The sequence below is a fragment of the Embleya sp. NPDC050493 genome (genome assembly GCF_044458105.1).
In the GTDB taxonomy this organism is placed as follows: domain Bacteria; phylum Actinomycetota; class Actinomycetes; order Streptomycetales; family Streptomycetaceae; genus Embleya.
Window position 1 is genome coordinate 134,320 of the sequence record NZ_JBITHP010000016.1, and the last position, 19,445, is coordinate 153,764.

Sequence of the window (19,445 nt, forward strand, 5' to 3'; positions counted from 1 at the left end):
CATGGGTGCTGACAACCCGCTGAAGGTGCACCACCTGCGGCCCGCCCCGGGCGCCAAGACCGCCAAGACCCGCGTGGGTCGTGGCGAGGGCTCCAAGGGCAAGACCGCCGGTCGTGGCACCAAGGGCACCAAGGCTCGTTACCAGGTGCCGGCCCGCTTCGAGGGTGGGCAGATGCCGCTGCACATGCGGCTGCCCAAGCTCAAGGGCTTCAAGAACCCGTTCCGGGTCGAGTTCCAGGTCGTGAACCTGGACAAGATCGAGTCCCTGTACCCCGAGGGTGGCGAAGTCACCGTCGAGGGTCTGATCGAGAAGGGCGCGGTTCGCAAGAACCTGCCCGTCAAGGTCCTGGGCACCGGCGAGATCTCGGTTGCCGTCCAGGTGAAGGTGCACGCCTTCTCCGGCTCGGCGAAGACGAAGATCGCCGCCGCGGGCGGTTCGACCGACGAACTGTCGGTCTGACCGTAGGCGTGGACAAGGTTTGACCGTCATGGCCCGTTCGGATCGGTACCGAACGGGCCTTGACGTCGTTGGAGGCTATAGCGCAGGGGCGTCACGCCGGTAAGGTGGTGACGCCCCTGTGGTGTGCTGTGTCGTGGGGGCGGATCCATTGCCACACCCCCACACATGACCTGCTCTGTTTTTGCCGTGTGTTGTGTCATGTCGCAGGAACGTCGGACCGGTGCGATACTTCCGGGCCGTCGGCGCTGTTATTGTCCGTGAGGTTCCCTGTGCGGGACCTGACCAGTGGTCCTCTCCGGACCGACGACTCGATCGACTCGCCCCTAAGACGGGCGGGGCGCAGGAGGCAGTGTGCTCACCGCGTTCGCCAGGGCGTTCCGCACGCCCGACCTGCGCAAGAAGCTGCTGTTCACGTTGGCGATCATCGTCCTCTTCCGGATCGGGTCGCATATCCCGGTACCGGGCGTCTCGTTCGAGATGGTGCGCTCTTGCGTAGAGGACTCCAACCGGAACAGCCTGTTCGGCCTCGTGAACATGTTCAGCGGCGGTGCGCTGCTGCAACTCACGATCTTCGCGCTGGGGATCATGCCGTACATCACGGCGAGCATCATCCTGCAGCTGCTGACCGTGGTGATCCCGCGGCTGGAGGCCCTCAAGAAGGAGGGCCAGTCCGGGACCGCGAAGATCACCCAGTACACCCGGTACCTCACCATCGCGCTGTCGATCCTGCAGTCGACCGCGCTGATCGCCACCGCCCGCAGCGGCGCGCTGTTCTCCAGCGCCCGCAGCGCGACCTGCGACCCGCAGGGCATCGTTCCCGACGACTCGCTCTTCCGGGTGATCGTCATGGTCGCCGTGATGACCGCCGGCACCTCGACGATCATGTGGCTCGGTGAGCTGATCACCGACCGCGGCATCGGCAACGGCATGTCGATCCTGATGTTCGTCTCGGTCGCCGCCGGCTTCCCGGCCGCGCTGTGGACGATCAAGGAGCAGGGCACCATCGGTGGCGGCTGGGTGCCGTTCTTCACCGTCATCGCCATCGGCCTCGTGATGGTCGGCCTGGTGGTCTTCGTGGAACAGGCGCAGCGCCGGATCCCGGTGCAGTACGCCAAGCGCATGATCGGGCGTCGCGCCTACGGCGGGACCTCGACCTACATCCCGCTCAAGGTGAACCAGGCGGGCATCATCCCCGTCATCTTCGCCTCGTCGCTGCTGTACATCCCGGCCCTCATCGCCCAGTTCAGCGGTGGGAAATCGGACTGGGCGGTGTGGATCGAACGCCACTTCGTCAAGGGCGACCACCCGCTGTACATGATCACGTACTTCCTGCTGATCGTCTTCTTCGCGTTCTTCTACGTGGCCATCACGTTCAACCCCGAAGAAGTAGCCGACAACATGAAGAAGTATGGTGGCTTCATTCCGGGGATCCGCGCCGGCAGACCGACTGCGGAATACCTGAACTACATCCTCACCAGGATCACGTGGCCCGGATCGTTGTACCTGGGCATGATCGCGCTGGTACCCAGCATCGCGCTCGTGCTCTTCAACGCCAACCAGAACTTCCCGTTCGGCGGCACGAGCATCCTGATCATCGTGGGAGTGGGTCTGGAAACCGTGAAGCAGATCGAGAGTCAGCTCCAGCAGCGCAACTACGAAGGCTTCCTCCGCTAAATGCGTATCGTTCTCGTGGGGCCTCCCGGCGCGGGTAAGGGAACCCAGGCCCAGTACATCGCCGCCAACCTGTCGATTCCCGCCGTCTCGACCGGTGACATCTTCCGCGCCAACGTGAGTCAGGGCACCCCGCTCGGCCGCGAGGCGAAGACCTACATGGACGCGGGCAACCTCGTGCCCGACGAAGTGACCATAGGCATGGTCCGGGAGCGCCTCGCGCAGCCGGACGTCGCCGCCGGTTTCCTCCTCGACGGGTTCCCGCGCAACACCGCTCAGGCGAAGGTGCTCGACGAGATCCTCGCCGAGAACGACACCGAGCTCGACGTGGTGCTCGAGCTCAAGGTCGACGACTCGGAGATCATCCAGCGCATCTCCGGTCGCCGGCAGTGCCGCGCGAACGGGCACGTCTGCCACATCCTGACCGACCCGCCGAAGGTGCCGGGCGTCTGCGACGAGTGCGGCAGCGAGTTGTACCAGCGCGACGACGACCGCGAGGAGACCGTCCGGCACCGCCTGGACGTGTACAAGGAGCAGACCGAACCCTTGGTCGGCTATTACTCCGAGCGCAACCTCCTGCTGCCCATCCAGGCGACGGGTCCGGTCAAGGAGGTCACCGGGCGCGCGATGACCGCGCTCCGGGAGTTCGGCGCCTGATCGGGCGCCGGCCGCGACAGACATCACACATGGGCGATCCGGGGAAACCCCGGATCGCCCATCGTGTTTTTCAGCCGAGACCATTCGGCCGGGACAATGCCACGGCCGAGACGAGGCTTCGGCGATATTCACAGACGAGGACGGCCATGCCGGTGTTCAGGAAGCGGCACATGCGAATCGAGCGCAAGACGCCCGAGCAGATCGAGAAGATGCGTCGTGCCGGGGCCGTCGTGGCGAACACGCTGGAGTTGCTGCGCGAGGCGGCGAAGCCCGGGGTGACCACGGCCGATCTGGACTCGATCGCCGAGCGGTCGATCCGTGCGGCCGGCGCGATTCCCTCGTTCAAGGGCTATCACGGCTTCCCGGCGTCGATCTGCGCGTCGGTCAACGACGTGGTGGTGCACGGGATTCCGGACGAGACGCCGCTGCGGGACGGGGACATCATCTCGATCGACTGCGGCGCGATCCTGGACGGCTGGCACGGCGACTCGGCGATCACCGTGCCGATCGGCACGGTGCGGCCCGAGGTGCTCGAACTGAGCCGGGTGTGCGAGCAGTCGATGTGGGCGGGCATCGAGGCCGCGGTGGCCGGCGGTCGGCTGACCGACATCAGCCACGCGGTGGAGAAGTCGATCCGGGCCAACCCGCTGCCGGGCGGCGCCAAGTACGGCATCGTCGAGGACTACGGGGGCCACGGCATCGGCACCGAGATGCACCAGGACCCGCACGTGCTCAACTACGGCCCCGGCGGCCGGGGTCCGCGCCTGGAGGTCGGCGTGTGCCTGGCGATCGAGCCGATGGTCACCCTCGGCAAGCCGGACACGTACACGCTCCCCGACGAGTGGACGGTCAAGACCACCGCGGGCGGCCACGCGGCGCACTGGGAACACTCGATCGCGATCACCGAGAACGGGCCCGTGGTACTGACCCGTCCCTGATGCCAGACCCCCGTCGATGGTGGGGCTGGCACCATGTACGACGCCGCGGTGCCTGCCTACTGTCGAAGGCATGGTGAGGCTTCCGACCATGCGGGCATCCGACGTCGACCGTGAAGCGGCGGTGACGCTTCTGCGCGACCACCACGCGGTCGGACGGTTGACGCTCGCAGAGTTCAACGAACGTATGGGGGCCGCCTTCGGGGCGGTCACGCTGGGGGAGTTGGCCCGGCTGATCTCCGATCTGCCGCCGCCCGAGCACCTGGAGGCGGACGTCGAGGTGATCCGCGCGCGGATGGCCTACGAGGCGGCGCGCACCCGGGCCGCCCTCGCCCGGCCGGTCGCGCCGGAGGCACCGGTGCTTCCGCCGCCGCCGGCGTCGACGACGTGGCCGACGCCCAGACCCGCACCGCCGCCGGCGGTGGCCCGGGAGCGGGTGTACCGGGACGTGGGTCCGGTGCCGCAGGAGCGGGACGGGTGGGCCGCCGGGGCGCGGGCGCTGCGGGCGGCGTGGACCACGCTGAACGCGATCACCGCGTTGAACGTGGTGATCTGGCTGCTGGTCGCGGTGGCCGGTACCGGCGTCGTGTACTTCTGGCCGGTGTGGGTCTACGGTCCGGCCGCGGCGGTGCTGGGCTCGATCCAGATGTGCTTCTGGCGACACGGGCGCCCCGCGCCCTGATGACCGGGCTTCGGATCAGGGCCTACGCTCGTGGTATGGACCGTGATCCGAACGCCCTCGCGACCCCCGCGGACCGCGAACGTGTGACCGCCGAGCTGCGTGAGCACCTCGCGTCCGGCCGGCTGGCGCTGTCCGAATACCGGGCGCGCCTGGACGCGGTCCGCCGAGCGGGTACGGTGGGGGAGCTCGACGCGGTCTCGGCGCAGTTGCCGGGCCGCGAGGATCGGGACGACGCGGCGGGTGCGACGCCGCCGCGGGAGTACCACCCATACGTCGACGCGCCTCCACGAGCCGGTGCCTACGGTCCGGCGGAGGGGCGGCGTCAGCGGGTTTCCAACGCGACGCTGAACAAGGTCTGGTTGGTCGTGATGTCGCTCGGCGTGTTGCTATGGGCGCTGGTCTACTTCGTGAAGTAGACCCGCAGGCGCCCCGGCGGGAACGGAACCGATGGTTCCGGGCCCGGTTTCGCTTTCACGCGCCGAGTGCCTTAGACTGACTCGTCGGCTCACATGTAGCCAGGTTTGGCGCGCCCGTCGTCTGGGCGCCAAAAATTTGAGCTTCGTCATGTGGCCGGGTAACGGTAGCTGATCCCGAGATACGAAGCGCGGAGGACATGCCCAAGAAGCAAGGGGCCATCGAAATCGAGGGCACCGTCATCGAGTCGCTCCCCAACGCCATGTTTCGCGTGGAGCTTCAGAACGGGCACAAAGTCCTCGCGCACATCAGTGGGAAGATGCGGATGCACTACATCCGTATTCTTCCGGACGACCGGGTTGTCGTGGAGCTGAGCCCTTACGACCTGACCCGCGGCCGGATCGTCTACCGCTACAAGTAGGCGAGCCCCGGCCCTGCCCACGCCGTGCGTGGTGTGCGGGGCTTGGACGCAAACCGATAACCGACTCGGCGACGGCGGCGTGCCCGCACGCCCTCGTCACACGTACCGGAGAAATCATGAAGGTCAAGCCGAGCGTCAAGAAGATCTGCGACAAGTGCAAGGTGATCCGCCGTCACGGCCGGGTCATGGTGATCTGCGAGAACCTGCGCCACAAGCAGCGCCAGGGCTGAGCAGCAACCCCCTCGCACAACGAGCGATCGACGCGCGACGCACCCCGTAAGAGCCGCAGCACCCGACCCCCGCCTCGTGCGGGACGCCACCCTCGGCCGGAGGCCGAGGACCGAGGACATCTCCAGAAGGTGTGCCGGACCGGTGCTGGGCCAGACCTCCGACTAAACCAGGAGCCACACATATGGCACGCCTCGTCGGCGTCGACCTCCCCCGTGAGAAGCGGGTCGAGGTCGCTCTGACCTACATCTTCGGCGTCGGGCGCACTCGTGCGCTGGACACGCTGAAGAACACCGGTGTCAACCCTGACACCCGCGTCCGCGATCTCGCCGAGGACGACCTGATCAAGCTTCGCGACTGGATCGAGTCGAACTACCGCGTCGAGGGTGACCTCCGCCGCGAAGTTCAGGCCGACATCCGCCGCAAGGTCGAGATCGGTTGCTACGAAGGTCTGCGTCACCGTCGCGGTCTTCCCGTCCGCGGTCAGCGCACCCACACCAACGCGCGTACCCGCAAGGGCCCGCGTCGCGCGATCGCCGGCAAGAAGAAGCCGGGCAAGAAGTAGTCCGCGTACGACGGATCACGCGGTCCTCAATTCGTAGCGGACCGACGACCTCAGGAGTTTCCAGCAGATGCCTCCCAAGAGCCGCGCGGGCGCCAAGAAGGTGCGCCGCAAGGAAAAGAAGAACGTCGCTCACGGGCACGCCCACATCAAGAGCACGTTCAACAACACCATCGTTTCGATCACGGACCCCAGCGGCAACGTGATCTCGTGGGCCTCCGCGGGCCACGTCGGCTTCAAGGGTTCGCGCAAGTCGACCCCCTTCGCCGCGCAGATGGCCGCCGAGTCCGCCGCGCGTCGTGCCCAGGAGCACGGCATGCGCAAGGTCGACGTTTTCGTCAAGGGCCCGGGTTCCGGTCGTGAGACCGCCATTCGTTCGCTGCAGGCCACCGGCCTGGAGGTGGGTTCCATTCAGGACGTCACCCCCGTGCCGCACAACGGCTGCCGCCCCCCCAAGCGCCGCCGCGTCTGACCAGCAGCTGACTAGGAGTTAAAGAACAATGGCGCGTTACACCGGCGCGGACTGCAAGCGCTGCCGTCGCGAGAAGATGAAGCTGTTCCTCAAGGGCAGCAAGTGCGAGGGCCCGAAGTGCCCGATCGAGATTCGGCCTTACCCGCCGGGTGAGCACGGTCGTGGCCGTACCAAGGACAGCGAGTACCTGCTGCAGATGCGCGAGAAGCAGAAGTGCGCGCGCATCTACGGTGTGCTCGAGAAGCAGTTCAAGGGCTACTACGAGGAAGCGAACCGTCGCCAGGGCAAGACCGGCGAGAACCTGCTTCGCATCCTCGAGTCGCGCCTGGACAACGTGGTCTACCGCGCGGGCTTCGCCAAGTCGCGTGACCACGCCCGTCAGCTGGTTCGCCACGGTCACATCGTGGTCAACGGCGTCAAGACGGACATCCCGTCGTTCCGGGTCTCCGACAACGACATCATCGAGGTCCGCAAGGACTCGGTCGAGCTGACCCCGTTCGTGGTCGCCCGTGCCGAGGCCGGCGAGCGCACCGTCCCGGCCTGGCTCGAGGTCATCCCGGGCAAGATGCGCATCCTTGTGCACTCCCTCCCGGCGCGTCAGGTCATCGACACGCAGGTGCAGGAGCAGCTCATCGTCGAGCTCTACTCCAAGTAAGAGCTCCACGGGATCGGGCGGACCGGGATTGTGCCGGTCCGCCCGTATCCTTGTTTCCACTGGCGTCAAATAGCGGGCGCCATCATCAGGAGGCATCCCCATGCTTATCGCTCAGCGGCCGACCCTCACCGAGGACGTCGTCGACGAATACCGTTCGCGGTTCGTCATCGAGCCCCTCGAGCCCGGCTTCGGCTACACGCTCGGCAACTCGCTCCGTCGTACGCTCCTCTCCTCGATCCCGGGCGCGGCTGTCACCAGCATCCGGATCGACGGCGTCCTGCACGAGTTCACCACCGTGCCGGGTGTCAAGGAGGACGTCACCGACCTCATCCTGAACATCAAGCAGCTGGTCGTCTCCTCGGAGCACGACGAGCCGGTCGTGATGTACCTGCGCAAGCAGGGCCCGGGTGTGGTCACCGCCGGCGACATCGCGCCGCCGGCCGGTGTCGAGGTGCACAACCCCGACCTGGTCCTGGCGACGCTGAACGCCAAGGGCAAGCTGGAGATGGAGCTGACCGTCGAGCGCGGTCGCGGCTACGTCTCCGCGGTGCAGAACAAGCAGGCGGGCCAGGAGATCGGCCGCGTGCCGGTCGACTCGATCTACTCGCCGGTGCTCAAGGTCACGTACAAGGTCGAGGCCACCCGTGTCGAGCAGCGCACGGACTTCGACAAGCTGATCGTCGACGTCGAGACCAAGCAGTCCATGCGTCCGCGTGACGCGATGGCCTCCGCGGGCAAGACGCTGGTCGAGCTGTTCGGTCTCGCGCGCGAGCTGAACATCGACGCCGAGGGCATCGACATGGGCCCGTCGCCGACCGATGCCGCGCTCGCGGCCGATCTGGCGCTGCCGATCGAGGAGCTCGAGCTCACGGTCCGCTCGTACAACTGCCTCAAGCGCGAGGGCATCCACACCGTGGGTGAACTGGTCGCGCGCAGCGAGGCCGACCTGCTGGACATCCGCAACTTCGGTGCGAAGTCCATCGACGAGGTCAAGGCGAAGCTCAACGGGATGGGTCTGGCCCTCAAGGACAGCCCGCCCGGGTTCGACCCGACCGCCGCCGCGGACAGCTTCGGCGACGAGGACGACCACGGCTTCGCGGAGACCGAGCAGTACTGAACGACACCTTCGGGTGTAGTCACCACCCGGGCCGACCGGCCCGGGTGGACTGACGTCGGTACCTGACACGGCCGGCGCAGGAATATCTAGGAGAGAACATGCCCAGGCCCACCAAGGGTCCGCGCCTCGGCGGCGGCCCGTCCCACGAGCGGCTGATCCTGGCCGGTCTCGCGACGGCGCTGTTCGAGCACGGTCGGATCACCACGACCGAGGCCAAGGCGCGTCGGCTGCGTCCCGTCGCCGAGCGACTGATCACCAAGGCGAAGAAGGGCGACCTGCACAACCGTCGCCAGGTGCTCACGATCGTTCGTGACAAGAGCGTCGTGCACTCGCTGTTCGAGGAGATCGCTCCCCGGTACGAGAACCGCCCGGGCGGTTACACGCGCATCACCAAGATCGGCAACCGCAAGGGCGACAACGCGCCCATGGCGGTCATCGAGCTGGTCGAGGCGCTGACCGTGGCGCAGACCGCGGTCGGCGAGGCCGAGGCCGCCACGAAGCGCTCGGTCAAGGAGCAGGAGACCGCCAAGGTCGAGACGACGAAGGTCGTCGAGACCGAGGAGGCGCCCGCCGCCGAGGCCGAGCAGGCCGAAGAGGGCAAGGACGCCGACAAGGCCTGACGGTCTTCTCGCATGCTCCACGCGTTCTGATTCACAGTGCGAGCCCGTTCCCCGTATTCGTACGGGGGACGGGCTCGCGCCATGCCCGGAGGTGGTTGACGTGGTGCGCTTGCGCATCGATCTGTCGTACGACGGCACCGAGTTCGCGGGCTGGGCCCGCCAGCGCGAGTTGCGCACCGTGCAGGGCACGCTGGAGAGCGCCCTGACCACCGTGCTGCGGCTGGCCGAGCCGGCCCAGCTGACCGTGGCCGGGCGGACCGACGCCGGCGTGCACGCGCGCGGCCAGGTGGCGCATCTGGACGTGCCGGACGAGGTCTGGGTCGCGCTGGGCGACGTGGCCCTGCGGCGGGTCACCGGGGCACTGCCGCGGGACCTGCGGGTGCGGGACATCACCGTGGCGCCCGAGGGCTTCGACGCGCGGTTCGGCGCGATCTGGCGGCGCTACGCGTACCGGGTGTGCGACGCGCCGGGCGGGGTGGACCCGCTGCGGCGGGGCAACGTGGTGTGGCACGACCGGCCGCTGGACGAGACCCGGATGAACGCGGCGGCGCGGCGGTTGTTGGGCGAGCACGACTTCGCGTCGTTCTGCCGCAAGCGCGAGGGGGCCACGACGGTGCGCTGTCTCCAGGACTTCTCCTGGGCGCGCGAGACGCCGACCGGGGCCGATGTGGGTCCCGCGTTTCGGCCGGTGATCGTGGCCACCGTGCGGGCGGACGCGTTCTGCCACAACATGGTGCGCTCGCTGGTCGGCGCGATGTTGGCGGTGGGTACCGGGCGCAAGCCGGTGGACTGGCCGCTGGAGGTGCTCGGGCGCGCGGTGCGCGACTCGGGCGTACATGTCGCGCCCGCGCACGGGCTCACCCTGGAGGAGGTGGCCTACCCGGCGGACGAGCTGCTCGCCGATCGGGTCACCGCGACCCGGCGGCGCCGGGACGGCAGCTGAGTCGGGGCGGCAACCGGGGCCGGGTCAGCCCTGGATCTGTTCCAGGGCCTTGCGCCTGTTCTCCTCGTCGATCTGCTTGGACCTCGCCTCGCCGCGCGCGGTGAGCGAGTTCCACAGGAACTTGTCCACGTCGTCCTGGGCCTGGGCCATCGGCTTGTCGTCGCCGACCGGGTCCTTGCCGTCGGCGTACCAGTCGAGGGTGAACAGGGCGTAGCGACCGACCGAGTTCCGCAGCTTGCCGTGCTTTTGCTTCTTGGCGTCCAAGACCTTGACGCCGGGGCCGGCCAGCGGCAGGAGTTCGCCGCCGTCCTTGCCGTTCTTGACCGCGGTGGCCTTGTCCGCGGACGGGAACGAGCCCACCGCGGCGGTGGAGACGATGCCGTCCGGGCCGATCACCGCGAGTCGGATGAGCTGGGTGCACTGCTGATTGCGCGCGGCCGAGCCGAGCTTGGGGTCGGTGCCGTCCGAGCAGGTGTTGTCCAGCTTGCTCGCGACCACCGAGTACTGCCGCCCGTTGACGGTGAACTTCGAGGCGGGGAACAACGATTCGACCGTGAACGGCGCGGTGTCCAGGGTCGGATCGGCGAGCACGGCCTGGGCCGGGGGCGGCGGCGGGACGGTGGGCGCGGGGCGGAAGGTCGGCTTGGCCGGGGCGAAGGACGCGGCGGAGGGGCCGGTCGAGGTGCCGGGGCCGGCGCTCTTCTCGTCGTCGCCGCCGGACATCGCCATGGCCGCGGCGACCACACCGCCGACCAGCGCGAGGCCGAGCACGGAGCCGCCGATGGTGAACAGCAGTCGGCGGCGACGGGCCGCCGCGTCCCGCCGCTCCGCCAGCGCGTCCCAGTCGGGCCCGGCGGAGCCGGCGAACTGCTGTTGCGGCGTTGGCTGTTCGGGCACGGGCCGGGATTGCGCGAAGGGCTGCTGGGGCTGCTGATGCGGTTGTTGCCCGTGCGGGTCGTGCGCGTGCGAGGGGAACGGATCCCACGCGTGTTGCGGCTGCCCCGGCGTGCCGGGCCCGCCCGGGCGCACGCTCCACGGCTGCTGCCCGTCGTCTCCCGGTGGTGTACCGACCCCCGACATTTCCGCCCCCTGCAAACGGTGACTTGCCTCGGCTCCCCATGCGCCGAAGCTCCAGTCGTTCGGCGCATCGTACCTACCCGCCGATCCGGTGACGGCCGGCGTGGCATGGTAGGAGCACCCGCCTCGATGGCTTACGCTGGGGAGGGGCATGAGCAGATCATTGCCCCATTGCTCGTTTTGACCGGCACCCCCTTGACCCGGTATTGTGCCGGTTCGTTGTGCGTATTGGCTTGCTTGAGTGGAGTCGGTACGCCGGGCCGCCGGCCACCGGAGTCCGCATTCGGTTCGGAATCATCTCCCGGACAGCCAGTCGGCATCCGTCAGCACACACTCACGAAGAAGCGAAGGCTATCGACCGTGCGCACGTACAGCCCCAAGCCCGGCGACGTCCAGCGTCAGTGGCACGTCATCGACGCGACCGATGTCGTGCTCGGCCGTCTGTCCACCCAGGCTGCTGCCCTGCTCCGGGGTAAGCACAAGCCGGTGTACGCGCCGCACGTCGACACCGGCGATTTCGTCATCATTGTGAACGCCGACAAGGTGCACCTGTCGGGTAACAAGCGCAGCCAGAAGATGGCGTACCGCCACTCCGGCTACCCGGGTGGCCTCCGCGCCGTCCGCTACGACGAGCTGCTGGAGAAGAACCCCGAGAAGGCCGTGGAGAAGGCCATCAAGGGCATGCTCCCGAAGAACACCCTGGGCCGGCAGATGTTGTCGAAGCTCAAGGTGTACCGCGGTTCCGAGCACCCGCACTCGGCGCAGCAGCCGGTTCCGTTCGAGATCACCCAGGTCGCGCAGTAGTCACGGCCACCGCCTGACGAACGAATAGTTTGAGGAGAACAGTGGCCGAGACCATTGCAGAAACCCCGATCGAGGAGACCGAGGGTCTTCCGCTCGAGAGCTACACCTCCGAGTCGCTCGCCTCGCGCTTCAGCGAGCCGCAGGCGGGTTCGGCCACCGGCCGCCGCAAGGAAGCCGTCGCGCGCGTCCGCATCGTGCCGGGCACGGGCAAGTGGAAGATCAACGGGCGCACGCTCGAGGAGTACTTCCCGAACAAGGTGCACCAGCAGCTGGTCAACGAGCCCTTCAAGGTGCTCGAGCTGGACGACCGCTACGACGTGCACGCCCGCATCCACGGTGGCGGCGTCTCCGGCCAGGCCGGCGCGCTGCGTCTGGGTGTGGCCCGTTCGCTGAACGAGGCCGACGTCGAGGCGAACCGCCCGGCGCTCAAGAAGGCCGGCTTCCTGACCCGTGACCCGCGTGCCACGGAGCGCAAGAAGTACGGTCTGAAGAAGGCGCGCAAGGCGCCTCAGTACAGCAAGCGCTAAACAGTCTCGCAGCACCCTCTGCGGCTGTTTGCAGCGTCATCAGGCCCCGGGGGCACGGTTCGTGCCCCCGGGGCCTGATGCGTTTTCCGGCGGTACTCCTGCGGGGGTGGCGTCGCGAGGTAGTGTCCGAGACATCCGGAATGTATGCGGGAGATCCAACTGTGGGACGACTCTTCGGTACGGACGGCGTGCGTGGCCTGGCGAATGGCCGGCTGACCGCGGAACTGGCGCTCGATCTCGCGGTCGCCGCCGCGCGGGTGCTGGGCTCACGCGGTCGGGACGGGATTCCGCAATCAGGGCACGGTCGCAGGCCGTTCGCCGTGGTGGGTCGTGACCCTCGGGCGTCCGGAGAGTTCCTGGAGGCCGCCGTGGTCGCGGGTCTGGCGGGGGCGGGCGTGGACGTGTACCGCGCCGGGGTGCTGCCGACGCCGGCGATCGCCTATCTGACCGGGCTGCTCGGCGCGGACATGGGCGTGATGCTCTCGGCGAGCCACAACGCGATGCCGGACAACGGGATCAAGTTCTTCGCGCGCGGCGGGCACAAGCTGCCGGACGAGGTGGAGAACGAGATCGAGGCGCTGCTGGGCACCGCGTGGGAGCGGCCCACCGGTTCCGGGGTCGGCCGGGTGCAGGACCACCCCGAGGGCCACGAGCGTTACGTCGAACACCTGTTGTCCTCGCTGCCGCATCGCCTGGACGGGCTCAAGATCGTGGTGGACTGCGCGAACGGCGCGTCCTCGGCGGTGGCACCGGACGCGCTGCGCCGGGCCGGGGCCGAGGTGATCGCGATCCACGCGGAGCCGGACGGCCTGAACATCAACGACAACTGCGGTTCCACACACATGGACGCGCTCGCGGCCGCGGTGGTCGAGCACGGTGCGGACGCGGGTATCGCGCACGACGGCGACGCGGACCGGTGCCTGGCGGTGGACGCGCGCGGCGAGTTGGTCGACGGCGACGCGATCCTGGCGGTGCTCGCGCTGGCGATGCGCGACGGCGGGCAGCTCGTGGAGAACACGCTGGTGGCCACCGTGATGTCCAACCTCGGGCTCAAGCTGGCCATGCAGGCCGCGGGCATCAAGATGGTGGAGACCGCGGTCGGCGACCGCTACGTGCTGGAGGCCATGCAGGCCTCGGGGTTGTCCCTGGGCGGCGAACAGTCCGGCCACGTGGTGCTGTTGGACCACGCGACCACGGGCGACGGCACGCTGACCGCGCTGCGCCTGCTGGCACGCGTCGCGGAGACCGGCAAGCCGCTGCACGAGCTGACCTCGGTGATGACCCGGCTGCCGCAGATGTTGGTCAACGTCGCCGGAGTGGACCGCACCCGGGTGCACACCACGCCCGAACTGGCCCGGGCCGTCGCACTGGTGGAGGAGCGCCTGGGCGACACCGGTCGGGTGCTGCTGCGCCCGTCGGGTACCGAGGCGTTGGTCCGGGTGATGGTCGAGGCGCAGACGCACGACCAGGCACACGACGAGGCGACCGGCCTGGCCGAGGTCGTGCGCACCCTGCTCGCGCTCGACTGACCGTCTCCGGCGGAGTCGAACTCCCCCGGCATCAGGAAGACTTGGCGACCCCAGTCGATGCCGGCGGGGGTCGCCGCTTGCCGCGGGCGGCCTGAAGGCTCCACAAGCCGCGCTGGACGAGCAGGGTGAGGGTGCCCGCGAGCACGATGCCGGCCAGGTTCAGGCCGAGTTGGCCCATCGAGCCGGCCGCCTGCGCGTAGTCGGAGTACCGGATCGCCACCGCCGCGTTGGCCGCGGCGGGCACGGTGGTGACCGAGATCAGCACGCCGATCAGCGCGCCGGACTTGGCGCTGGTCAGCGAGAGCATGCCCGCGACGCCGGCGAGCAACGCGACCCAGAACGAGAGCCAGTCCGGCTGGAAGATGAACTCGGTGAGCGGGCGCGGGCGTTCGAGCATGTCGCGGTCGAACAGGCCGAGCGCGTCCAACAGTGCGGTGAACCCCATGGTGGCCGCCATCGCCACCGGGAAGCCGACCAGCAGGGCGAGCGCACTGCGGCCGGCGAGCCGGGGCCGGCGCTGTACCGCGGCCACGCACAGTCCGGCGAGCGGGCCGAACTCCGGTCCCACCACCATCGCGCCGACGATCAGGATCGGGTTGTCGAGCAGTACACCGCACGCCGCGATCATGGTGGCCAGGGCCAGGAAGGCCAGGAACGTCACGGAGAGCACGGACTCCTCCGAGGTGGCCTCCTCGATCTCCTCCCACACTACGGCGTCGGCGCTGTCGCCCGGCGCGTCCTGCTCGGCCCGGTCCGCGGACCGGGACAACATCACGTCCAGGTCCTCGAGCGCGATCGAGCCGTCCTCGTGCAGGTCCAGCGCACGCAGTTCGGCGAGCACCGTGCTGGTGGCCTCGCGGGCGAGATCGCAGGCGATCACGTCGCCCGCGGGCTGCACCGCGGCGCCCGGCCACACCACCAGGTGGGTGGCGCCGGGTTCGGTGAGCAGCAGGTCGCGGACCGCGGCACTGCGGTCGGCGGGCACGATCAGGCGTAGATGAAACATCCCGTGAAGGTACTCGGGCTCACAGCTTGCGCAGCCGCAGTCGGCTCACCGAGTGGTCCGCGTCCTTCTGTAGGACCAGGGTGGCCCGGGCGCGGGTGGGGCGGATGTTCTGCACCAGGTTGGCCTCGTTGATCGTGGCCCAGGTGTTCTCCGCGTAGCGCAGCGCGTCGTCGGGGGTCATCACCGCGTACTTGCGGAAGTACGAGGCCGGGTCGCGGAACGCGGTCTGGCGCAGCTTGACGAAGCGTTCCAGGTACCAGCGGCGGATGTCCTGGGTGCGGGCGTCCACGTACACGCTGAAGTCGAAGAAGTCGGACAGCGCGAGCCGGGGCCGGCCGTCCGCGGTGGGCGACGCGGGTTGCAGCACGTTGAGGCCCTCGACGATGAGGATGTCGGGCCGGTGGATGGTCAGTCGCTCGTTCGGCACGATGTTGTAGGTCAGGTGCGAGTACACCGGCGCGGTGACCTCGGGCTTGCCCGCCTTGACGTCGGCGACGAAGCGGACCAGGGCGCGTCGGTCGTAGGACTCCGGGAAGCCCTTGCGGTGCATGATCCCGCGGCGTTCCAACTCCTCGTTGGGGTAGAGGAAGCCGTCGGTGGTCAGCAGTTCGACGTGCGGGTGGTCGGGCCAGCGGGCGAGCAGTTCGCGCAGGATGCGCGCGGTGGTGCTCTTGCCCACGGCGACGCTGCCCGCGACGCCGATCACGAACGGTATCCCCGGGTTGTCGCCGTTGCCCAGGAAGGTGGTCAGCGCGCGGCCGAGGCCCCGGGTGGCGCCGACGTAGAGGTTCAGCAGCCGGGACAGCGGCAGGTAGACGTCGGAGACCTCGTCGAGATCGACCACGTCGCCCAGGCCGCGCAGGCGTTCGAGTTCGTCGGCGGTCAGCGGGAGCGGCGTCCCGGCCCGAAGCCGGGTCCAGGCGGCGCGGTCGAGTTCGACGAAGGGGGACAGGTCGCGAGCCGGCCCCTGAGCCGCGAAGGAGTGCACGTGTCCATTGTCCCGAGTGCGCGCCCGCGACCCGTCGCCGGGCCGTCGAACGTGTTTCCGCCGGCCCGATGTCGACCCCGTAGGCTGGCCCCCATGTGCGGGATTGTGGGATATGTGGGCGCTCAATCGGCGCTGGATGTGGTCATCGGCGGGCTCAAGCGGCTGGAGTATCGCGGCTACGACTCGGCCGGGGTGGCCGTGCTCTCCGACGGTGCCCTGGTGAGCGAGAAACGCGCGGGGAAGCTGGCGAACCTGGTGGGTGCGCTGGCCGAGGCGCCGCTCCCGGTGGGGACGTGTGGCATCGGCCACACGCGGTGGGCCACGCACGGTGCGCCCAACGATGCGAACGCGCATCCGCACCTGGACAACGCGAGCCGGGTCGCCGTCGTACACAACGGGATCATCGAGAACTTCGCGGCGCTGCGGGCCGAGCTGGCCGAGCGCGGGCACAAGCTGAGCTCCGAGACGGACACCGAGGTGGTCGCGCACCTGCTGGCCGAGGAGTTCCCGGGCGCGGGCCGGGACCTGGCCGAGGCGATGCGCCGGGTGTGTCGCCGCCTGGAGGGCGCGTTCACCCTGGTCGCCGCGCACGCGGACGCCCCGGACGTGGTGGTCGGCGCGCGTCGCAACTCGCCGCTGGTGGTCGGTCGCGGAGTGGGCGAGAACTTCCTCGCCTCGGACGTGGCCGCGTTCATCGAGCACACGCGCGAGGCGATCGAGCTGGGCCAGGACCAGGTGGTCGAGCTGCGCCGGGACACGATCACGGTGACCGACTTCGACGGTGCGCCGGCGGTGTTTCGCGAGTACCACGTGGACTGGGACGTGTCGGCCGCCGAGAAGGACGGCTACGACTACTTCATGCTCAAGGAGATCGCCGAGCAGCCCAAGGCGGTCGCCGACACGCTGCTCGGCCGGATCGGCACCGACGGGCGCCTGGTGCTCGACGAGGTACGGATCGCGGACGAGGTGCTGCGCGAGATCGACAAGGTCGTGATCATCGCCTGCGGCACGTCCTTCCACGCCGGGCTGATCGCCAAGTACGCGATCGAGCACTGGACCCGGGTGCCCTGCGAGGTCGAGCTGGCCAGCGAGTTCCGCTACCGCGACCCGATCCTGGACCGGCAGACGCTGGTGGTGACCATCTCGCAGTCCGGCGAGACGATGGACACCCTGATGGCCCAGCGGCACGCCCGCGAGCAGGGCGCCAAGGTGCTGGTCATCTGCAACACCAACGGCTCGACGATGCCGCGCGAGGCGGACGCCGTGCTGTACACGCACGCCGGTCCCGAGGTCGCGGTCGCCTCGACCAAGGCGTTCCTGACCCAGCTGGTCGCGTGCTACCTGGTCGCGCTGTACCTGGGTCAGGTGCGGGGCACCAAGTGGGGCGACGAGATCACCGAGGTGATCGAGCAGCTCGCGGCGATGCCGGAGATGGTGGACAAGGTCCTGGACACGATGGAGCCGGTGCGCGAACTGGCCCGATCGCTCAAGGACGCCGGTTCGGTGCTGTTCCTGGGTCGGCACGTGGGCTACCCGGTGGCCCTGGAGGGTGCGCTCAAGCTCAAGGAACTGGCGTACATGCACGCCGAGGGCTTCGCGGCGGGCGAGCTCAAGCACGGCCCGATCGCGCTGATCGAGGAGGGCCTGCCGGTCGTGGTGGTGGTTCCGTCGCCGCGCGGGCGCTCGGTGCTGCACGACAAGATCGTGTCCAACATCCAGGAGATCCGGGCGCGCGGCGCGCGCACCATCGTGATCGCCGAGGAGGGCGACGAGGCGGTCGTGCCGTACGCCGACCACCTGGTGCGCATCCCGGTCACGCCGGTGCTGCTCCAGCCGCTGGTGTCCACCGTGCCGCTGCAGGTGTTCGCGTGTGAGCTGGCCACCGCCAAGGGCCACGAGGTGGACCAGCCGCGCAACCTGGCGAAGTCGGTCACGGTCGAGTAGTTCGACCCGGCCCGCCGGCCGCCCCGTGCCTGCTCGAACGAGGAGGCACGGGGCGGCTTTTGCGTGGTGGGGCGGGATTTTGGTGGGCGCTCGTCCGGATCAGCCGAGGTGGGTGTCGCCCTGGGCGATCAGGAGCTTGCGCAGCAGGCCGTTGAGCTGGTCGCGCTCGGCCTCGTCGAGCACGGCGAGGAAACGCCCCTCGTTCTCCAGGTGGCCGAGCAGGATGTCGTCCACGAGCCGGACCCCCTCGGGAGTCAGCTTGACCAGGACCGAGCGGCGGTCCTCCGCGCTGACCGAGCGCTCCACCAGCCCCTTTTTGGTGAGCTTGTCCACCCGGTTGGTGATCGCGCCCGAGGTCACCATCGCCGAGCGCAGCAGGGAGCCTGCGCTGACCCCCTCGACGCCGCCGGAGCGGCGCAGGGTGGCCAGGACGTCGAACTCGGAGAAGTCGAGCCCGTACCGGGCGAAGTAGGTACGCAACGTCTGGTCGATGTGCCGGCGCAGCCGGTTCATCCGACCGACGGCCGCCATCACGTCCAGGCTGCTCCGATCGATGTCGGGGCGCTCGCGGTGCCATTGGTCCCACACGTCGTCGATGGCGTCGCGGGTGTCCACGTCGTGTGTGTCGCGTTCGGTCATGCCACCAATTTATCTCAACGCTCATCTACTTGACGCTCGCAGATCCAAGGTATTTAATTATCTCAACGTTCAGATAGTCGCTGTTCGCAAAACTAACGTTGAGGTGAAGTCATGGCGGTTCAGGGTGGTAGCAAGGGACTCGGTCGGGTGGGGATGCTCCTGGCGACGGCCGTGGCCCCGGCCACGTGGGGGACCACCTACCTCGTGACCACGGAGATGCTTCCGGCGGACCGCCCGCTGCTCGCCGCCGGCGTGCGGGCGCTGCCCGCGGGCCTGCTCCTGGTCGCCCTGTCCGGAAGACTGCCGACGGGGGTGTGGTGGTGGCGGTCGTTCGTCCTCGGCATGCTCAACGTGGGGCTGTTCTTCCCGCTGATCTTCGCCGGCGCCTACCGGCTGCCCGGCGGGGTCGCGGCCACGATCGGCGCGGTGACGCCGCTGATCGTCGCGGGCCTGTCGTTCCTGATCCTCAAGGTCCGGCCGCAGGCGCGGGTGCTGCTCGCCGGGGTCGGCGGCGTGGTCGGGGTCGCCCTGCTCGTGCTCAGCTCGCAGGCCAGGATCGACCCGATCGGCGTCGGACTGATGTTGCTGGCCACCACCTTGATGGCGACGGGCGTGGTGATGTCGGCCCGCTGGGGCCGGCCCGAGGGCGTCTCGCTGCTCGCCACCACCGGTTGGCAGCTCACCGTCGGCGGCATGGTGATCGTCCCGCTGATGTTCGCGATCGAGGGCATGCCGCCGGTGCCCACCGGCCGCAACCTGCTCGGCTTCGGCTACCTGGTCCTGATCGGCACCGCCCTCGCCTACGTGCTGTGGTTCCGCGGCATCGAGCGCCTCGGCGCCGGCGTGGCGTCCTTCCTCGGCCTGGTCAACCCGGTGGTCGCCACCCTCGCCGGCCTGGTCGTGCTGAGCCAGACGCTGACCCCGCTCCAGGTGCTCGGACTGGTGATCGCCCTGGGCGCGATGCTGCTCGGACAGCGGCAGCCCAAGCGCCGCACCGAGGTGCGGGTCGACCTGCCGGTCACCCGGGTCGCGGATGTCGAGACGAAGGAGCGGAACCGGGCCGAGGTCGTCGAGGCCTCGTGACCCGACGGCAC

The 19,445-nt window shown here is 68.9% G+C and carries 23 protein-coding genes; 19 read left to right on the forward strand and 4 right to left on the reverse strand.

Going from position 1 to position 19,445, the window contains the following annotated elements; all coding sequences use genetic code 11:
- The first annotated feature begins 1 nt into the window (after position 1).
- From rplO to truA, 14 genes are all read left to right on the forward strand, one after another.
- On the forward strand, positions 2-460 hold the full coding sequence (gene rplO, locus ACIBM5_RS28165; protein WP_396009332.1) for a 50S ribosomal protein L15: 459 nt from the start codon (positions 2-4) through the stop codon (positions 458-460).
- Positions 461-811: 351 nt separating this feature from the next.
- Positions 812-2,134: a preprotein translocase subunit SecY gene (secY, locus tag ACIBM5_RS28170; RefSeq protein WP_020549217.1), complete on the forward strand. Its 1,323-nt coding sequence runs from the start codon at positions 812-814 to the stop codon at positions 2,132-2,134.
- Positions 2,135-2,788 carry an adenylate kinase gene (locus ACIBM5_RS28175; protein ID WP_391585392.1) on the forward strand — a complete coding sequence of 218 codons (654 nt, stop codon included), beginning with the start codon at positions 2,135-2,137 and terminating at the stop codon, positions 2,786-2,788.
- A 170-nt stretch (positions 2,789-2,958) separates the two neighbouring features.
- The gene (gene map / locus ACIBM5_RS28180) at positions 2,959-3,726 is read left to right on the forward strand and encodes a type I methionyl aminopeptidase (protein WP_396009333.1); all 768 of its coding nucleotides are present in this window, start codon (positions 2,959-2,961) and stop codon (positions 3,724-3,726) included.
- A 70-nt stretch (positions 3,727-3,796) separates the two neighbouring features.
- The gene (locus tag ACIBM5_RS28185) at positions 3,797-4,405 is read left to right on the forward strand and encodes a DUF1707 domain-containing protein (RefSeq protein ID WP_396009334.1); all 609 of its coding nucleotides are present in this window, start codon (positions 3,797-3,799) and stop codon (positions 4,403-4,405) included.
- Positions 4,406-4,440: 35 nt separating this feature from the next.
- A complete protein-coding gene (locus ACIBM5_RS28190; RefSeq protein WP_391585389.1) occupies positions 4,441-4,821 on the forward strand; it encodes a DUF1707 domain-containing protein in 381 nt (126 codons plus the stop codon).
- Between the two features lie 197 nt (positions 4,822-5,018).
- Positions 5,019-5,240: a translation initiation factor IF-1 gene (infA, locus tag ACIBM5_RS28195; RefSeq protein ID WP_018382544.1), complete on the forward strand. Its 222-nt coding sequence runs from the start codon at positions 5,019-5,021 to the stop codon at positions 5,238-5,240.
- Between the two features lie 116 nt (positions 5,241-5,356).
- A complete protein-coding gene (gene rpmJ, locus ACIBM5_RS28200) occupies positions 5,357-5,470 on the forward strand; it encodes a 50S ribosomal protein L36 (RefSeq protein WP_009740505.1) in 114 nt (37 codons plus the stop codon).
- Positions 5,471-5,652: 182 nt separating this feature from the next.
- A complete protein-coding gene (gene rpsM / locus ACIBM5_RS28205) occupies positions 5,653-6,033 on the forward strand; it encodes a 30S ribosomal protein S13 (RefSeq protein WP_020549212.1) in 381 nt (126 codons plus the stop codon).
- A 67-nt stretch (positions 6,034-6,100) separates the two neighbouring features.
- Entirely contained in the window at positions 6,101-6,502 is a 402-nt protein-coding gene (rpsK, locus tag ACIBM5_RS28210; protein ID WP_020549211.1) for a 30S ribosomal protein S11, read from the forward strand.
- A gap of 28 nt (positions 6,503-6,530) precedes the next feature.
- The gene (rpsD, locus tag ACIBM5_RS28215; RefSeq protein ID WP_020549210.1) at positions 6,531-7,157 is read left to right on the forward strand and encodes a 30S ribosomal protein S4; all 627 of its coding nucleotides are present in this window, start codon (positions 6,531-6,533) and stop codon (positions 7,155-7,157) included.
- 100 nt (positions 7,158-7,257) lie between these two features.
- Positions 7,258-8,274, forward strand: coding sequence for a DNA-directed RNA polymerase subunit alpha (locus ACIBM5_RS28220; protein WP_020549209.1), 1,017 nt, complete (start codon positions 7,258-7,260; stop codon positions 8,272-8,274).
- 98 nt (positions 8,275-8,372) lie between these two features.
- Positions 8,373-8,894, forward strand: coding sequence for a 50S ribosomal protein L17 (gene rplQ / locus ACIBM5_RS28225; protein ID WP_391585388.1), 522 nt, complete (start codon positions 8,373-8,375; stop codon positions 8,892-8,894).
- A 100-nt stretch (positions 8,895-8,994) separates the two neighbouring features.
- Positions 8,995-9,837 carry a tRNA pseudouridine(38-40) synthase TruA gene (truA, locus tag ACIBM5_RS28230; protein WP_396009335.1) on the forward strand — a complete coding sequence of 281 codons (843 nt, stop codon included), beginning with the start codon at positions 8,995-8,997 and terminating at the stop codon, positions 9,835-9,837.
- Positions 9,838-9,861: 24 nt separating this feature from the next.
- Here truA and ACIBM5_RS28235 read toward each other — a convergent pair whose 3' ends face one another.
- Positions 9,862-10,917 (reverse strand): hypothetical protein, encoded by a 1,056-nt coding sequence (locus tag ACIBM5_RS28235; RefSeq protein ID WP_396009336.1) that lies wholly within the window; start codon positions 10,915-10,917, stop codon positions 9,862-9,864.
- Between the two features lie 357 nt (positions 10,918-11,274).
- Between ACIBM5_RS28235 and rplM the strand changes: the two genes are divergently transcribed.
- The 3 genes from rplM (at position 11,275) to glmM (ending at position 13,774) form a co-directional block, all read left to right on the forward strand.
- Positions 11,275-11,718 carry a 50S ribosomal protein L13 gene (rplM, locus tag ACIBM5_RS28240; protein WP_020549205.1) on the forward strand — a complete coding sequence of 148 codons (444 nt, stop codon included), beginning with the start codon at positions 11,275-11,277 and terminating at the stop codon, positions 11,716-11,718.
- Positions 11,719-11,759: 41 nt separating this feature from the next.
- The gene (gene rpsI / locus ACIBM5_RS28245) at positions 11,760-12,245 is read left to right on the forward strand and encodes a 30S ribosomal protein S9 (protein WP_020549204.1); all 486 of its coding nucleotides are present in this window, start codon (positions 11,760-11,762) and stop codon (positions 12,243-12,245) included.
- A gap of 161 nt (positions 12,246-12,406) precedes the next feature.
- Positions 12,407-13,774, forward strand: a complete 1,368-nt coding sequence (gene glmM, locus ACIBM5_RS28250) for a phosphoglucosamine mutase (protein ID WP_391585385.1) — start codon at positions 12,407-12,409, stop codon at positions 13,772-13,774.
- A 31-nt stretch (positions 13,775-13,805) separates the two neighbouring features.
- Here glmM and ACIBM5_RS28255 read toward each other — a convergent pair whose 3' ends face one another.
- Complete coding sequence (locus ACIBM5_RS28255; RefSeq protein WP_396009338.1) at positions 13,806-14,780, reverse strand: DUF389 domain-containing protein; 975 nt, start codon at positions 14,778-14,780, stop codon at positions 13,806-13,808.
- A gap of 19 nt (positions 14,781-14,799) precedes the next feature.
- Entirely contained in the window at positions 14,800-15,768 is a 969-nt protein-coding gene (gene coaA, locus ACIBM5_RS28260) for a type I pantothenate kinase (protein ID WP_396009339.1), read from the reverse strand.
- A 93-nt stretch (positions 15,769-15,861) separates the two neighbouring features.
- Between coaA and glmS the strand changes: the two genes are divergently transcribed.
- On the forward strand, positions 15,862-17,712 hold the full coding sequence (glmS, locus tag ACIBM5_RS28265) for a glutamine--fructose-6-phosphate transaminase (isomerizing) (protein WP_396009340.1): 1,851 nt from the start codon (positions 15,862-15,864) through the stop codon (positions 17,710-17,712).
- A 99-nt stretch (positions 17,713-17,811) separates the two neighbouring features.
- Here the strand turns inward: glmS and ACIBM5_RS28270 are convergent, their stop codons facing one another.
- Positions 17,812-18,351 carry a MarR family winged helix-turn-helix transcriptional regulator gene (locus ACIBM5_RS28270; RefSeq protein ID WP_396009341.1) on the reverse strand — a complete coding sequence of 180 codons (540 nt, stop codon included), beginning with the start codon at positions 18,349-18,351 and terminating at the stop codon, positions 17,812-17,814.
- 111 nt (positions 18,352-18,462) lie between these two features.
- Between ACIBM5_RS28270 and ACIBM5_RS28275 the strand changes: the two genes are divergently transcribed.
- Positions 18,463-19,434 (forward strand): EamA family transporter, encoded by a 972-nt coding sequence (locus tag ACIBM5_RS28275; protein WP_396009342.1) that lies wholly within the window; start codon positions 18,463-18,465, stop codon positions 19,432-19,434.
- Positions 19,435-19,445 lie beyond the last annotated feature (11 nt).

What these genes read in the sequence shown, in the direction of transcription:
- rpsM (WP_020549212.1), top strand. Translation starts at nt 5,653, where the DNA reads ATGGCACGCCTCGTCGGCGTCGACCTCCCCCGTGAGAAGCGGGTCGAG.
- rpsD (WP_020549210.1), top strand. Translation starts at nt 6,531, where the DNA reads ATGGCGCGTTACACCGGCGCGGACTGCAAGCGCTGCCGTCGCGAGAAG.
- map (WP_396009333.1), top strand. Translation starts at nt 2,959, where the DNA reads ATGCGAATCGAGCGCAAGACGCCCGAGCAGATCGAGAAGATGCGTCGT.
- ACIBM5_RS28190 (WP_391585389.1), top strand. Translation starts at nt 4,441, where the DNA reads ATGGACCGTGATCCGAACGCCCTCGCGACCCCCGCGGACCGCGAACGT.
- ACIBM5_RS28185 (WP_396009334.1), top strand. Translation starts at nt 3,797, where the DNA reads ATGGTGAGGCTTCCGACCATGCGGGCATCCGACGTCGACCGTGAAGCG.
- ACIBM5_RS28175 (WP_391585392.1), top strand. Translation starts at nt 2,135, where the DNA reads ATGCGTATCGTTCTCGTGGGGCCTCCCGGCGCGGGTAAGGGAACCCAG.
- rpmJ (WP_009740505.1), top strand. Translation starts at nt 5,357, where the DNA reads ATGAAGGTCAAGCCGAGCGTCAAGAAGATCTGCGACAAGTGCAAGGTG.
- rplO (WP_396009332.1), top strand. Translation starts at nt 2, where the DNA reads ATGGGTGCTGACAACCCGCTGAAGGTGCACCACCTGCGGCCCGCCCCG.
- rplQ (WP_391585388.1), top strand. Translation starts at nt 8,373, where the DNA reads ATGCCCAGGCCCACCAAGGGTCCGCGCCTCGGCGGCGGCCCGTCCCAC.
- glmS (WP_396009340.1), top strand. Translation starts at nt 15,862, where the DNA reads ATGTGCGGGATTGTGGGATATGTGGGCGCTCAATCGGCGCTGGATGTG.
- ACIBM5_RS28235 (WP_396009336.1), bottom strand. Translation starts at nt 10,917, where the DNA reads ATGTCGGGGGTCGGTACACCACCGGGAGACGACGGGCAGCAGCCGTGG.
- ACIBM5_RS28220 (WP_020549209.1), top strand. Translation starts at nt 7,258, where the DNA reads ATGCTTATCGCTCAGCGGCCGACCCTCACCGAGGACGTCGTCGACGAA.
- rpsK (WP_020549211.1), top strand. Translation starts at nt 6,101, where the DNA reads ATGCCTCCCAAGAGCCGCGCGGGCGCCAAGAAGGTGCGCCGCAAGGAA.
- ACIBM5_RS28270 (WP_396009341.1), bottom strand. Translation starts at nt 18,351, where the DNA reads ATGACCGAACGCGACACACACGACGTGGACACCCGCGACGCCATCGAC.
- ACIBM5_RS28275 (WP_396009342.1), top strand. Translation starts at nt 18,463, where the DNA reads ATGGCGGTTCAGGGTGGTAGCAAGGGACTCGGTCGGGTGGGGATGCTC.
- infA (WP_018382544.1), top strand. Translation starts at nt 5,019, where the DNA reads ATGCCCAAGAAGCAAGGGGCCATCGAAATCGAGGGCACCGTCATCGAG.
- ACIBM5_RS28255 (WP_396009338.1), bottom strand. Translation starts at nt 14,780, where the DNA reads ATGTTTCATCTACGCCTGATCGTGCCCGCCGACCGCAGTGCCGCGGTC.